The organism is Pseudomonas sp. 8_5_2 (assembly GCF_059295255.1).
In genome coordinates, this window is sequence record NZ_CM181238.1 from 4,866,845 (window position 1) to 4,881,209 (window position 14,365).

12 protein-coding genes and 2 pseudogenes are annotated in these 14,365 nt (G+C 61.9%); 8 read left to right on the forward strand and 6 right to left on the reverse strand.

Annotated features, from left to right (window positions below; translation table 11 throughout):
• Positions 1-228: 228 nt before the first annotated feature.
• On the reverse strand, positions 229-1,104 hold the full coding sequence (gene pcaR, locus AC5O5R_RS22250; protein WP_372242438.1) for a pca regulon transcriptional regulator PcaR: 876 nt from the start codon (positions 1,102-1,104) through the stop codon (positions 229-231).
• A 432-nt stretch (positions 1,105-1,536) separates the two neighbouring features.
• Between pcaR and AC5O5R_RS22255 the strand changes: the two genes are divergently transcribed.
• Together AC5O5R_RS22255 and AC5O5R_RS22260 are read left to right on the forward strand one after the other, a co-directional pair.
• Complete coding sequence (locus tag AC5O5R_RS22255) at positions 1,537-1,737, forward strand: hypothetical protein (protein ID WP_172227509.1); 201 nt, start codon at positions 1,537-1,539, stop codon at positions 1,735-1,737.
• A 312-nt stretch (positions 1,738-2,049) separates the two neighbouring features.
• Complete coding sequence (locus tag AC5O5R_RS22260; RefSeq protein WP_172227503.1) at positions 2,050-3,522, forward strand: inorganic phosphate transporter; 1,473 nt, start codon at positions 2,050-2,052, stop codon at positions 3,520-3,522.
• Between the two features lie 76 nt (positions 3,523-3,598).
• Here AC5O5R_RS22260 and AC5O5R_RS22265 read toward each other — a convergent pair whose 3' ends face one another.
• Positions 3,599-5,074 carry a helicase HerA-like domain-containing protein gene (locus AC5O5R_RS22265; RefSeq protein WP_172227501.1) on the reverse strand — a complete coding sequence of 492 codons (1,476 nt, stop codon included), beginning with the start codon at positions 5,072-5,074 and terminating at the stop codon, positions 3,599-3,601.
• 170 nt (positions 5,075-5,244) lie between these two features.
• Between AC5O5R_RS22265 and AC5O5R_RS22270 the strand changes: the two are divergent.
• The 5 genes and pseudogenes from AC5O5R_RS22270 to gpgF form a co-directional block, all read left to right on the forward strand.
• Positions 5,245-6,261: pseudogene (locus AC5O5R_RS22270) on the forward strand (cache domain-containing protein); the annotation flags it as partial.
• Between the two features lie 261 nt (positions 6,262-6,522).
• A pseudogene (locus AC5O5R_RS22275) lies at positions 6,523-7,119 on the forward strand (methyl-accepting chemotaxis protein); the annotation flags it as partial.
• Between the two features lie 147 nt (positions 7,120-7,266).
• Complete coding sequence (gpgS, locus tag AC5O5R_RS22280; protein ID WP_172285664.1) at positions 7,267-8,388, forward strand: N-acetylglucosaminyl phosphatidylglycerol synthase; 1,122 nt, start codon at positions 7,267-7,269, stop codon at positions 8,386-8,388.
• A complete protein-coding gene (gpgD, locus tag AC5O5R_RS22285) occupies positions 8,381-9,145 on the forward strand; it encodes an N-acetylglucosaminyl phosphatidylglycerol deacetylase (protein ID WP_172232545.1) in 765 nt (254 codons plus the stop codon). The genes gpgS and gpgD overlap by 8 nt, the downstream gene beginning before the upstream one ends.
• Positions 9,142-10,134 (forward strand): glucosaminyl phosphatidylglycerol flippase, encoded by a 993-nt coding sequence (gene gpgF / locus AC5O5R_RS22290; RefSeq protein ID WP_172232542.1) that lies wholly within the window; start codon positions 9,142-9,144, stop codon positions 10,132-10,134. Before gpgD ends, gpgF begins: the two co-directional genes overlap by 4 nt.
• A 188-nt stretch (positions 10,135-10,322) precedes the next feature.
• Here gpgF and purU read toward each other — a convergent pair whose 3' ends face one another.
• Positions 10,323-11,174: a formyltetrahydrofolate deformylase gene (purU, locus tag AC5O5R_RS22295; RefSeq protein ID WP_172285666.1), complete on the reverse strand. Its 852-nt coding sequence runs from the start codon at positions 11,172-11,174 to the stop codon at positions 10,323-10,325.
• A gap of 283 nt (positions 11,175-11,457) precedes the next feature.
• On the opposite strand from purU, the gene mvaT reads away from it, so the two are divergent.
• A complete protein-coding gene (gene mvaT, locus AC5O5R_RS22300; RefSeq protein ID WP_172230942.1) occupies positions 11,458-11,835 on the forward strand; it encodes a histone-like nucleoid-structuring protein MvaT in 378 nt (125 codons plus the stop codon).
• 72 nt (positions 11,836-11,907) lie between these two features.
• Here the strand turns inward: mvaT and sbcB are convergent, their stop codons facing one another.
• The 3 genes from sbcB to AC5O5R_RS22315 form a co-directional block, all read right to left on the reverse strand.
• Positions 11,908-13,341, reverse strand: coding sequence for an exodeoxyribonuclease I (sbcB, locus tag AC5O5R_RS22305; protein ID WP_172230944.1), 1,434 nt, complete (start codon positions 13,339-13,341; stop codon positions 11,908-11,910).
• A 42-nt stretch (positions 13,342-13,383) separates the two neighbouring features.
• Complete coding sequence (locus AC5O5R_RS22310; RefSeq protein WP_172230947.1) at positions 13,384-13,743, reverse strand: PilZ domain-containing protein; 360 nt, start codon at positions 13,741-13,743, stop codon at positions 13,384-13,386.
• A 122-nt stretch (positions 13,744-13,865) separates the two neighbouring features.
• A complete protein-coding gene (locus AC5O5R_RS22315; protein ID WP_172230950.1) occupies positions 13,866-14,252 on the reverse strand; it encodes a tetratricopeptide repeat protein in 387 nt (128 codons plus the stop codon).
• Positions 14,253-14,365: the final 113 nt, after the last annotated feature.

Sequence of the window (14,365 nt, forward strand, 5' to 3'; positions counted from 1 at the left end):
CCTGGATACAACGGTACTGCATGCGGGTGCGGCCGCAGCAGCGAGGGGACAGTATTCATGGTATGTGCCTCTATGTTTTTCTTGTTCGGTCGGCACAGCCGACCGTTGCGAGAGACATTAATCAGCGGGCGCGCTGGACGCAATTCACCCGGAACGACACTGTGCGTTTATCGCACAGGAAAGGGTTTTACCTGTTCGGACCCAGGGCCGCTTTGCAGCGCGTCGGCCTCAGCCGAACAACTGATGGCAAAGGTCCCGGCTGGCCGCCAGCAGAATTGGCAAGAAGCGCTGCTCCAGCTCACTGCGCGTCACCCGTCCCACATGGGTACTTACATTCAGGGCCGCCAACACCTGCCCGGAAGCGTCATAGATCGGCACCGCAATCGAGCGCAGGCCCTGCTCCAGTTCCTGGTCGACCACGCACCAGCCCTGTGCACGCACCTGCTGAACGCAGGCGAACAGCGACTCCGGGTCATGCAGGGTACGGCTGGTGCGCGCCTTCAGGTCGGCACGCTCCAGGTACTCACGCAGGCTGGTGTCGTCCATGGCCGCCAACAGGATGCGCCCCATCGACGTGCAATAAGCCGGCAAGCGCCCGCCCACCGACAGGTCGACCGAAATCAGCCGCTCCACCGTGGCCGAACGGGCTATATAAAGAATGTCGTCGCCTTCCAGCGTGGCCATGTTGGCCGCTTCATGCAGCTGGTCGCTGATGCGGTCCAGATAAGGCTGGGCAGAGATGGCCAGTGGTGTGGACGAAAGGTAGGCATGCCCAAGGGTCAGCACTTTGGGCAGTAGCGAATACGTGCGCCCGTCGGAGGTGGCATAACCCAACTTGATCAACGTGTGCAGGCACCGACGCACTGCCGCGCGAGGGATCTCGGTACGGTGGCTGATCTGGGCGATGGTCAGGTGGCGCTTGCGCTCCTGGAAAGCCTGGATCACCGCGAGGCCACGTGCCAGCGAGGTCATGAAATCCGGGTCGCCGGTAAAGGCCTGGATACGCTTGGCCGGGGACGCCACGATTGGCGGCGCCATGGCAGCCGAAGCAGGCCGTTCCGCCTCCGGGTTGCCCGAATCGCTGCCCAAGGTTTCGTCACTCATCGCACACCTCAAAAAAAACGCCGGTTCGTGCGATTATCGAACAAACGACCGATAATCGCAATTGACCGCTGACACTTTTGCTTATACCTTTCTCGTGCCACTTGTGGCTTCTTTGGAGAGACTGGTCAGGTACCCACCGTAGAAGTCCCCAGGCAACGGCCTCGCCTTTCGGCGAGGCCGTTTTTCGTTAAGGCCGCACCCGCCCATAGCGACGAACTTTTGCCGCTCTTGCGTTTCAACATCTACGCAAGCTTCCTGGTTAACGGACACTGTTGATTAATTGCGTCTGATGATGTCAGGGCGGAGTAAATAACGATGTTCGCCGAATTATCGGTTGCTATAATCGAATGTGCCGGCCACAACGCTGGCGTTGCCTATGCACGTTGCACGATGCATAACTACAGTGATCAACACTTCATTCAGGTACTACATGTGACGAAAGATGAACTGCGCGCGGAACTCGAGCGCCAGGCTGAACGTTACAAGGATGTTTACGGTGGTGAAGTCACCACTTACGCCGCACAACCGGAACCGGAACGCAAACCCTGGCGCAAGCGTGCCAGCGTGCGCGACCAGGCGTTCAGCCAGGAACTGGAACGTATGGAAAAGGAACAGCGCAGCGACGCTCCCTGACCCCGGGGCCACGCCAGCGCGTCGTCGCCCGGCCAGCCCGGGCGCGGTCGATTTTTACTGCCAGGCCTCACATGAAATGGAATTTCACAAATTTCATACAACTGTTTGAATAATGGCCAGTCGGATTTTTCCTTGCTTTAACACCTTTTTTCGCTATTTTTCGCGTTTTTTAGCAGACATTACCCTGCCCTTCTGCACCGCACTGCAAATTACGTTCCGCCCACGAAGATCGATATCGGTCTGCACCGGGTGCATCGATTGCCAACATTTTCTGGCATAATCCCGCCCCCCTAAGACCGCCAGACAACCTTCATGATCGATTTATTCAGCGGACTGGATGCCTGGGTGTTGGTGAGCCTCCTGCTCGCCTTGACCTTCGTACTCGCCTTCGAGTTCATCAATGGCTTTCATGACACCGCCAACGCGGTAGCTACCGTCATCTATACCAAAGCCATGCCACCGCACCTCGCCGTGTTCTTCTCCGGCGTGTTCAACTTCCTTGGCGTGCTGCTTGGCGGTGTGGGGGTGGCCTACGCCATCGTGCACCTTCTGCCGGTCGAGCTGCTGATCAATGTGAACACCGGACACGGCCTGGCCATGGTCTTCTCGTTGCTGGCCGCGGCCATCACCTGGAACCTGGGCACCTGGTACTTTGGTATCCCCGCCTCCAGCTCGCACACGCTGATCGGCTCCATCCTCGGCGTCGGCCTGGCCAACGCCCTGATCAACGACATCCCACTGGGCGACGGCGTCAACTGGCAGAAGGCGATCGATATCGCCATGTCACTGGTGGTCTCGCCAATGGCCGGCTTTGCCGTTGCCGCCCTGGTGTTGCTCGGCCTGAAGTGGTGGCGCCCGCTGTCGAAGATGCACAAAACCCCCGAGCAGCGCCGCAAGCTCGATGACAAGAAGCACCCGCCGTTCTGGAACCGCATGGTGCTGGTGGTTTCGGCCATGGGCGTGAGCTTCGTGCACGGCTCCAACGATGGCCAGAAAGGCATTGGCCTGATCATGCTGGTGCTGATCGGTATCGTGCCGGCCAAGTTCGTGCTCGACCTGAACAGCACGACCTACCAGATCGAGCGTACCCGCGACGCCACGCTGCACATGAGCCAGTTCTACCAGCGCAACGCCAGCACGCTGGGCGAGTTCCTGGCACTGGGCAAGGCCAAGTCCAGCGACCTGCCAGAGCAGTTCAGCTGCAACCCGCAGCAGACCGAGCCGACCATCGCCGCGCTGCAGTCCTCGCTGCAGGGCGTGACCGACTACCACAGCCTGGATGCCGACAAGCGCGTCGAAGTACGCCGCTACCTGTTGTGCCTGGATGACACGGCGAAGAAGGTTGGCAAACTGCCTGGCCTGGACGCCCGTGAAAAGGCCGACCTGGAAAAACTGCGCAAAGACCTGACCGCTACCACCGAATACGCCCCGTTCTGGGTGATCGTGGCCGTTGCCCTGGCCCTGGGCCTGGGCACAATGGTCGGCTGGAAGCGCGTCGTGCTGACCGTTGGCGAGAAAATCGGCAAGCAGGGCATGACCTACGCCCAGGGCATGTCGGCACAGATCACTGCCGCCTGCGCCATCGGCATGGCCAACGTGTTCGCGCTGCCGGTATCGACCACCCACGTGCTGTCGTCCGGCGTTGCCGGCACCATGGTTGCCAACAAGAGCGGTCTGCAAGGCGGCACCGTGAAGACCATCCTGCTGGCCTGGATACTGACGCTGCCCGCATCGATGGGCCTGGCGGCCGGCCTGTTCTGGCTGGCGTCCAAAGCCATTGGCTGAGTGATGCAGCAATAGATCAAGGCGCCTTCGGGCGCCTTTTTCATGCTCGCTGGTCCTGTGAAGAGGCATAGGCAAACTAGCGCTTCTTGCCCCCCAACAATGACCCCATCAAACCGCGCACCAACTGCCGGCCCAACTGGTTGGCCGCCTGGCGCACTGCCGACTTGATCGCCTGCCCCGCCGCCCCCTGCAGAAACTCGCCGGCCTTGTCGGCAAAGCTCTCTTCATCAGCCTTGGGCTGCGGCGCCGGCTCCACTGCCTCGCCCTTGCGCTGGGTCAGCATTTCATAGGCCGATTCACGGTCCACTGGTTTGTCATAACGCCCCGCCAGCGGCGAAGCGGCAATCAGCGCACTGCGCTCGGTTGCACTCAACGGCCCGATCCGCGACTGCGGCGGTGCTATCAGCACACGCTGCACCATGGCCGGCGTGCCCTTCTCTTCCAGCGTACCTACCAGCGCCTCACCGATCCCCAGCTCGGTCAGCACCGCCAGGGTGTCGAGCGCCGGGTTGGGGCGGAAGCCATCGGCCACCGCCCGCAGGGATTTCTGTTCCTTGGCAGTAAACGCCCGCAAGCCGTGCTGGATACGTAACCCCAACTGGGCCAGCACAGCATCCGGCAAGTCCCCCGGCGACTGGGTGACGAAGTACACCCCCACCCCCTTGGAACGGATCAGCCGTACCACCTGCTCCAGACGCTCCTGCAACGCCTTGGGCGTACCGTTGAACAGCAAGTGCGCTTCATCGAAGAACAACGCCAGCACCGGTTTGTCGGCATCGCCGCGCTCGGGCAACTGCTCGAACAACTCGGCCAGCAGCCACAACAGGAAGGTCGCATAGACCTTGGGCGCCTCATGCACCAGCCGGCTGGCATCCAGCAAGTGGATGCGACCACGGCCGTCCGCGTCCGGTCGCAGCAGGTCCTCCAGTTGCAACGCCGGTTCGCCGAACAAAGCCTCGGCCCCTTGCTGCTCCAGAGTTGCCAGGCGGCGCAACAAGGCCTGGGTAGACCCCGAAGTCATCAGCGCGCTGTCTTCGCCAAGCATTTGCGGGTTGTCTTTCAGGTGCGCGAGCAGCGCTTTGAGGTCCTTGAGGTCGAGCAGTAGCAAGCCTTCGCGGTCGGCCACCTTGAATGCCGCATACAGCGCCGCCTGCTGGCTGTCTGTCAGCTCCAGCAAGTTGCCCAGCAACAGCGGCCCCATTTCACTGAGGGTGGTGCGCAGCGGGTGGCCGGACTGCCCGGCGATATCCCACAAGCTTACCGGGTACGCGCGGGGCGTATGCCCCAGCCAGGGCATGCCGGCAATGCGCTCTGCTACCTTGCCCTGCGGCGCACCGCTTGCCCCCAGGCCGCAAAGGTCGCCTTTGACGTCAGCGGCGAACACCGCCACCCCGGCGTCGCTGAACACTTCCGCCAGGTGCTGCAGGGTAACGGTCTTGCCAGTACCCGTCGCACCCGCTACCAGACCGTGACGATTGGCCAGCCGCATGGCTTGCCCGACGGGTTGGCCTTCCGGGCCTGCACCTACAACGATGGTCGAAGATTCCGACATCTCTTTAATCCTCTGCTCAAGCTTTGGCTTAATTCGGCCGATACCCGTGGGTGATATTCGCCTTAAATAGAGAGGAACAACCGAAAAGGGACTTTTCGGCATGTTGCACGGCCTTGCCGCTCCACTCGTGCGAACGCCTGATATAAAACCTTAGCGGAACCGATTACGCCATGAACAAAAGCCTTCGTTTCAGCCACAAGATTCTTTTCGCAGCATCACTGATCGTGATACTCGCCTTCAGCCTGTTCACCCTCTACAACGATTACCTCCAGCGTAATGCGATCCGCGAGGACCTGGAAAACTATCTGGCTGAAATGGGCGCCTCCACTTCGACCAACATCCGCAACCTGTTCGAAGGCCGTATCAAACTGGTGGAGAACCTGGCGCAGAACATTGCCCAGGACCCGGCCAATGCGGAAAACCTGATGGGCCAGAATGCGCTGATTTCCAGCTTCCTTACTGTATACCTGGGCAAGGTCGACGGCGGCTTCAGCGTGCGCCCGGATACGAAAATGCCCGACGGCTACGACCCACGCCCGCGCCCCTGGTACAAGGACGGCATGAACGCCGCCGGCGCAACCCTGACCGAGCCGTACATCGACATGACCACCAACAAGATGGTCATCGGCATCCTCAGCAAGGTGTCCAGCAGTGTCGGCGTGGTGGGTGGCGACCTGGCCCTGGACGGGCTGGTGCAGATCATCAACTCGCTGAACTTCGGCGGCATGGGCTACGCCTTCCTGGTCAACGACCAGGGCAAGATCCTGGTGCACCCGGACCAAGACCTGGTGATGAAATCGCTCTCCGATCTGTTCCCCCAGCACACCCCCCGATTGACCGGTGAGCTGACCGAAGTGCAGAGCGAGGGCCAGACCCGGCTGCTGACCTTCACCCCGATCACCGGGCTGCCGTCGGCCAACTGGTACATCGGCCTGTCGGTGGACAAGGACAAAGCCTTCGCGATGCTCAGCACCTTCCGCACCTCGGCAGTGATTGCCACGGTGGTGGCGGTGGTGATCATCATCGGCCTGCTTGGCCTGCTGATCCGCGTGCTGATGCAGCCGCTGCACACCATGACCCGTGCCATGGAAGACATCGCCGAAGGCGAAGGCGACCTGACCAAGCGCCTGCGCATCCATAACCACGACGAGTTCGGCATCCTGGGCAGCGCCTTCAACCGCTTTGTCGAGCGCATTCACAGCAGTATCCGTGAAGTGTCCTCGGCCACCGAGCAGGTCAACGAAGTGGCCCTGCGGGTGATGAGCGCCTCGAACTCGTCGATGACCAATTCCGATGAGCAATCCAACCGCACCAACAGCGTGGCCGCCGCGATCAACGAACTGGGCGCCGCCGCCCAGGAAATTGCCGGCAACGCCGCCCAGGCCTCGCAGCACGCAAGCTCGGCGCGGCTGCTGGCCGAAGAGGGCCAGCAGGTGGTAGAGCGCAATATTGCGGCGATGAACCGCCTGTCCGACCTGATCGTCAGCTCCAGCGCGCACATCGAGACGCTGAACAACAAGACCGTCAACATTGGCCAGATCCTCGAAGTGATCACCAGCATCTCCCAGCAGACCAACCTGCTGGCGCTGAACGCCGCCATCGAAGCGGCCCGTGCCGGTGAAGCCGGCCGTGGCTTTGCGGTGGTTGCCGATGAAGTGCGCAACCTGGCACACCGCACCCAGGAGTCGGCGCAGCAGGTGCAGACCATGATCGAAGAGCTGCAGGTTGGCGCTCGCGAGTCGGTCGAGACCATGGACCAGAGCCAGCGCCACAGCCAGGACAGCGTGCAGATCGCCAACCAGGCCGGCGAACGCCTGGACAGCGTCACTGTGCGCATCGGCGAGATCGACGGCATGAACCAGTCGGTGGCCACCGCCACCGAAGAGCAGACCGCCGTGGTAGAAGCGATCAACATGGACATCAACGAAATCAACATGCTCAACCAGGAAGGCGTGGAGAACCTGCAGGCCACCCTGCGCGCGTGCACCGACCTGGAGCAGCAGGCTGGCCGGCTGAAGCAGCTGGTGGGCAGTTTCCGCATCTGACAGCGTCGCCTGCAGGGCTGGAGTTCTTGCTCCAGTCCTGCCACCCAACCCGATCGAACAAACTATCCTTCACACAGGTCAACTTTAAGGCGCGTCATCGCCGGCTCATAACCGCCGGATGACAGACCCGAAGACGATCCCGGAGGGATGCTGATCGTGCACATTGCCGACATCACCATGTTCTACGCCCCCGCCAGCGGCGGCGTACGTACCTATCTTGATGCCAAACACCGCCGCCTCGATGCCATCCACGGCGTACGCCACAGCCTGCTGATACCCGGTGCCAGTGCCCAGCACGGCGACGGTATCTATCAGGTACCTGCCCCTCCCCTGCCATTCGGCAAAGGCTACCGCTTCCCGCTGCGACTGGCGCCGTGGTGCAACACGCTGCGCACGCTCAAACCCGACCTGATCGAAGTCGGCGACCCCTACCTGACCGCCTGGGCAGCGCTCGAAGCCCGTCGCCAGCTCGACGTACCGGTGATCGGCTTCTACCATTCCGACCTGCCGCTGCTGGTCAGCAACCGCATGGGCAACTGGTTCACCCCCAATGTCGAAGCCTATGTCAGCAAACTGTATGGCAATTTCGACCGGGTGCTGGCCCCTAGCCAGGTAATGGCCGACAAACTTCGCCGCCTGGGGGTGCGCGACGTACATGTGCAACCCTTGGGCGTAGACCTGACCACTTTCAACCCCGAGCAACGCGACCCGCGGCTGCGCGCCGAACTGGGCATTGCCGACACCAGCCGCTTGCTGATTTATGCCGGCCGCGGCTCGCGCGAAAAGAACCTGCCCGTGCTGCTCGACTGCATGCAGCAGCTGGGCCGCCCCTATCACCTGCTGCTGGTGGGTTCGAATATGCCCGCCAACGTGCCGCGCAACGTCAGCGTGATCAACCGGTTCTGCCCGGCGCCTGAAGTGGCCAGGCTGATGGCCAGCGCCGACCTGCTGGTGCACGCTGGCGACCAGGAAACCTTCGGCCTGGTGATTCTCGAAGCGATGGCCAGCGCTACACCGGTGGTGGCTGTGCGCGCCGGGGCTTTCAGTGAAATCGTCAACGAACAGTGCGGGCGCTTGTGTCGCCCCAACGATGGCCAGGCCATGGCGGCGGCCGTGCGCGAAGCGTTCGAGGCAGGCGTGCGAACCCTCGGCACCCAGGCGCGCAACCACGTGGAGCAACACTATTCCTGGGACAACGTGGTGGCCGGCCTGCTGCAGCACTACCAGGCCGTGCTTGGCCACCAGCCGCAGGTCCGCGCGCATGGCTGAGCCCATGCCGGGACCGCCCAGCCTGATGCTGGTGCTGCACGATGTCGCGCCGGAGACCTGGCCAGACTACCAACCGTTCGTCCAGGCCATCGATGCCATCGGCGGCATCCCCATGACCTGGCTGGTGGTTCCGGACTTCCACCAGCGTAATCCCTTGCAGCGCTCGCCATCCTTCTGCCACCTGCTGGAACAACGCCTGGCGCAGGGCGACGAGTTGGCCCTGCATGGCTTTTATCATGCCGACAGCGGCCCACCACCGCGCACGCCAGGCGAATACTTCATGCGCCGCATCTACACCCACGAAGGCGAGTTCTATGCCCTCGACCAGCAACAGGCCCTGCAGCGCCTGGAAGCTGGGCTGGCGCTGTTCAGCCAGCAGGGCTGGCCGGTAGCGGGCTTTGTCGCACCGGCCTGGCTGATGAGCGAAGGCACCCGCCAGGCTCTGCGCAGCCTGCCGCTGCGCTACACCAGCACGCCGCAGCACCTGTACCGGCTGCCGGATTTCACTGCCATCGAAGCCCCGGGGCTGGTCTGGAGCGCCCGCAGCGCATGGCGTCGCGGTCTCTCGCGAGTGCTCTGCGACTGGCAATGCCGACGCTGGCGCGATGCCGACACCTTGCGCCTTGGCCTGCACCCGGTAGACATGCGCCACCGCACATCCCGCGAGTACTGGCTGAACACCGTGCAAACCTTGCTGGCCCAAGGCCGTCAACCACTGACCAAGTCGGCCTGGCTGGACAGCCGGGCCAACGCATGAACCGCCTGGCCTGGCTCGGCCTGGCATTGCTTGGCGCGGTGCTGGTGCCAACCTTGCTCGGCGGCAGCGAACTGCTGCCGAGGCTGCAGCGCTTCGACCCGACACTGCTGCTGACCCTGCTGGGCATGATCCTGCTGTGCTGGGTGATCAATGCCATCCGTCTGCGCCTGCTGCTCGGCCAGCATGGCGCACGGCTGGGGCCCATGCGCAGCCTGGGCGTGGTGATGGCCACCGAGTTCGCGATCTGCACCACGCCCGGTGGCAGCGGCGGGCCGTTGACCTTGATGGCCCTGCTATCACGCGACCGCATACGCCCGGCGCACAGCGGTGCAGTGTTCGCCATGGACCAGTTGAACGACCTGGTGTTCTTCTTCTGCGCGATGCTGGCGATTGCTGGCTACGCGCTGTTTCACAGCCTGGGGCGTAGCCAGCAGAGCATGCTGCTGGGCAGTGCATTGATGTTGTGCACGGCGCTGGCCGGGTTGATCGGGCTATTGCGCTACCGGCGCACGGTGATGCGCGTCAACGGCAGGCTGCTGCAGCGCCTGGGCGTAGGCCGACAGCGCCAACGCCGCTGGGCGCGCAAAGTACTGCACTTCATTGATGCGCTGGCGCAGACCTGGCGCCTGCCCAAGCGCACGCTGACCCTGGTGTTCACCCTGACCTGCGCACACTGGAGCCTTCGCTACAGCGTGTTGTACCTGGTGTTGCGGGGGCTGGGCGTGGACCTGGCGTGGATCCCCAGCTTCCTGGTGCAGATGCTCTCGCTCAGTGCAGGGCAGTTCAGCCTGCTACCGGGAGGGGCCGGTGCCGCCGAGCTGACTTCGGCCAGCCTGCTGACGCCACTGGTGGGCAGTTCGACCGCGGCTGCGGCGATCCTGATATGGCGGGCGGTTACCTACTACTTCTACCTGCTGGCGGGTGGGCCGGTGTTTGTGTGCCTGCTGGCGCGTCCGTTGCTGGAGCGCTGGCGGCGCCAGGCGGGTTGAGCTGCTGCCAGAGTTCGACAGCGCCCGGGAAATCGGTACCGTCGGTGTCGGCCAGGGCTTCAGGGTCGAAACGGGCCAGGCAGCCTTCGCCGAGCGTAGGTGGGGGTGAAGCGGTGGGTTGGTTGCGCTGTCCGGGCATTGGTGTCTCCCTCAGATGTGCTGGGGGGCGCTTTGCGCCCCCTGCGCAATCAGTCAAACACTACCGTCTTGTTGCCATGTACCAGCACGCGGTCTTCCAGGTGATAACGCAAGCCACGGGCCAACACCATCTTCTCGACATCGCGGCCAAAGCGGACCATGTCCTCGATGCTGTCGGCATGGCTGACACGCACCACGTCCTGCTCGATGATCGGGCCGGCGTCCAGTTCTTCGGTCACGTAATGGCAGGTTGCGCCGATCAGCTTCACGCCACGCAAGGCAGCCTGGTGGTACGGCTTGGCACCGACAAACGAGGGCAAGAAGCTGTGGTGGATGTTGATGACCTTCTCGGCGTAGTCCTGGCACAGCTGCGGCGGCAGGATCTGCATGTAGCGGGCCAGCACCACCACGTCGGCAGTGTGCTCCTGAACCAGGCGCGATACTTCGGCAAAGGCCGGGGCCTTGTCCTTGGGGTCGACGGGTACATGGAAGAACGGAATACCGTGCCACTCGACCATGCTGCGCAGGTCGTCATGGTTGGAGATCACGCACGGGATCTCGCAGTCCAGTTCATCGGTGTGCCAGCGGTGCAACAGGTCGGCCAGGCAATGCGACTCGCGGCTGGCCATCAGCACGACGCGCTTCTTTTGCGCAGAGTCGGTAACCCGCCAGGTCATGGAGAACTCTTCGGCAATCGGCGCAAACGCTTCGCGGAAGGCCTCGATACCGAACGGCAACGATTCGGCGCGGATTTCATGACGCATGAAGAACCAGCCGCTCTGCTCATCGGAGTGGTGACTGGCTTCGTTGATCCAGCCATTGTACAGGGCCAGGAAATTACTGACTTTCGCCACGATGCCAACACGGTCGGGGCAGGCGATCACCAGACGATAGGTGCGCATGAATGAGACTCCAGAACTTCGCAAAGGCGCTCATTCTAGCGGCCCGCCAGAAAAAACGCAGTATTGATCGTAGCCGCGATGGCGCGCCCAGGTCGCCAGATGCTTGAGGGCAATGTCTGACAGACATGACCACATGCACGGTATTTATGTAAATTTTTGTTCACGTAGAGAAATATTGTCACAGCTTAATTAGCAGTTAACTGGCCAATATTATGTTTACTTGCGAGTATCGGCTGTCTATTATTGCCCCACACATTTCTGAACACGCATTAAGGAACACTCCATGTCCCTGATCAACGAGTACCGCGCTACCGAAGAAGCCATCAAGGAACTTCAGGCCCGCCTGGCCAACCTGTCGCAGGATGACAAGCTGAAGAAAGAACTGGAGTTCGAAGGCAAACTGCGCACGCTGATGGGCGAGTACTCCAAGTCGCTGCGCGACGTGATTGCCCTGCTCGACCCAGAGTCGAAACTGAGCAAGGCCCCACGCGGCGCCGTCAAGACTACTGCCACCAAGCGTGCGCGCAAGGTCAAGCAATACAAGAACCCGCACAATGGTGAAGTGATCGAAACCAAAGGCGGCAACCACAAAACCCTGAAAGAGTGGAAAGCCAACTGGGGCGGCGATGTGGTTGAAAGCTGGGCGACCCTGCTGGACTGATTTTCCGCCTCCGCCTTTTGCTTCGCTCAACAAAAACGCCGGCACATTGCCGGCGTTTTTGTTTGTCTGCTCTCAGCCAATTGCAAATTGTGCCTGCAATTGCCGTGCATGCACTTGCCAGGCCTCCAGCACACCCCGGCCCGCCTCGTCGGCGCCATCCCAGGCTTGCTGGCACGCCTTTGCAAAGTCGCCCAAGGTATTCGGCGCGCCCCACTGTGGCTCGCTCAGGCGCTGCTGGCAGAAGCCAAACCAACGTTGCTGCTCTTCGCCGGTCAAGGTATCCGGAAAGTTACGCGCCCGATAGCGGAACAACAATTCCGGCAGACGCGGGTCATCGAACATCCATTGCCCGCGGCCCAACTGCGCCGGTTCCAGCGCACGAACTTGCTCGCATAAGCGCCGGTCCCGGTCACCCAGAAAACCAGCATACAACTGCTGTTCCGGGTCTTCACTCGGGGCAAAGTCTTCCGGGCCGAAGATGTGTTCCAGCTTGTCTTGCCATTGCGCCTGTTGATTAGCCAACTGTTCGCCGCGCAATTGTAACAACGTCAAGTCCAGGCCCAGGCGTTGTTGATCGGCCGGGCGCAATACCGACAATGGCGCCAGTACCGGACAGCGGTTGATCTGTACCAGTTTGAGCGGCACCGGTAATTCACCCTCGGCCAGTTCTTCGTGGCGCGTATACAACCGCTGGCGCAGTACTTCAGCACTTTCCGTCAGCAGCGGCAGGGTTTCCTGATGCAGGTCGCAGACAATCAGCGCATTGCGGTTACGCGGGTGCCAGGCCAACGGCAATACCACGCCCAAGTAACTACGTGCTGCCGAAAAGCGCCCGGATATATGCACCAGTGGCTGCAACAGACGGACCTGCTCCATCACTTTGTGCTTGCTGCGCAACTGGAACAGCCAGTCATACAATTTGGGCTGTTGCTGCCGGATCAGTCGGGCCAGGGCAATGGTTGCCCGCACGTCGGAAAGCGCTTCGTGGGCATGCCCATGGTCAATGCCATTGGCCTTGCTCAGCAGCTCCAGGCGCAGGCTGGTACGCCCGTCCTGTTGCGGCCAGTGAATACCGTCCGGGCGCAGTGCATAGGCTGTACGCACGATGTCGATCAGGTCCCAGCGGCTGTTGCCGCCCTGCCATTCACGCGCGTAGGGGTCGAAAAAGTTGCGGTACAGGCTGTAGCGCGTCACTTCGTCGTCGAAGCGCAGGGTGTTGTAGCCAGCGCCACAGGTACCCGGTTGCGCCAGTTGCGCGTGTACCCGGGTCATGAACTCGGCTTCGCACAGGCCGTGTTCGGCCAGCTGCTGCGGAGTGATGCCGGTCACCAGGCAGGCGGCCGGGTGCGGCAGGATGTCGTCGGAGGGCCGGCAATAAAGACTGATCGGATCGTCGATCTCGTTGAGGTCGAAGTCGGTGCGCACGCCGGCCACCTGCAGCGGCCTGTCGCAGCGCGGGTTGATGCCGGTGGTTTCGTAGTCGTGCCAGAATATGCTGGAGGTCACGGGGTCGTCCTGTATCGAGGTCGACCCGATTCTAACGCAGCCTCAAACCGAAGCGTCGGCAGGAAGGAAACTGAAATACTCCCGCAATGAGCGAACGAATTCATCGTATTCGCGCGGTGCTTGCAACAGCATGAAGCCCGAGTCGTAGTGCCCCGGCGTCTGGTCCTCGCGGCACCACAGGCAGCTGGCCGTCAGGTTGACAAACTGGTGCCCGCCGCCGACCAGTGGCAAGCGCAATTGCAGTTCGTAATCTGGCCCTACCAGCACTGGCAGCTGGCTGATGACCATCAACCCGTCTTCGGAGGCATTGCCCAGCTGGCCGAGCGCCTGGCCGGTAAAGCGGTTGAATACCTTGAGGACACAAGGCAGTTGGTGACGTTCGATGTGGCGCTTGTTGAACATGATCGCAAGTGCATTCCGTACCTGAGCCAGGAATACGTGGAACTGGCGGTTGTTGTAACAGCTGAGTTACAGATTAGCGCAGGGCGCGCCGCAAATCCCGTGAAATAAATCACACCTTGGTGTTATCGCCAAGGTGCAGTCGTCACCGGGTTGGCCACCGCCGCTTCCCCACCACGGTAATGGCCGAGCTTTTCAAGGGTTTGCAGGCGTGCCTGCGCCCGATAGGCATATTCGTTGCCCGGGTATTGCTGGATCAGGTACTGGTAGGTCTGCGCAGCATCCACGTACAGCGCCTGGCGCTCCAGGCACTGGCCGCGCAGCAGCGAAACCTCGGGGTGGATGAACGGTCGGGCGCGGCTGGTGCGGTCGACCTGGGACAGCTCCAGCATCACCCGCTGGCAGTCGCCACGGTCGTAGGCGCGATAGGCATTGTTCAGGTGGTGGTCCATGGACCAGCGGGTGCAGCCGACGGCGCTGGCGGCCAGGGCGAAAACGATCAGGGCTCGCATGGGGATCTCCTTTGATGCCAGTGTATCGGCGCTTGCCTGCAAATCTTCACACCGTTTTGCAAGGATACCCTGCCCGTTCAAATGCCACCCTGCCTTGGTCGCAGGTAGTGCAA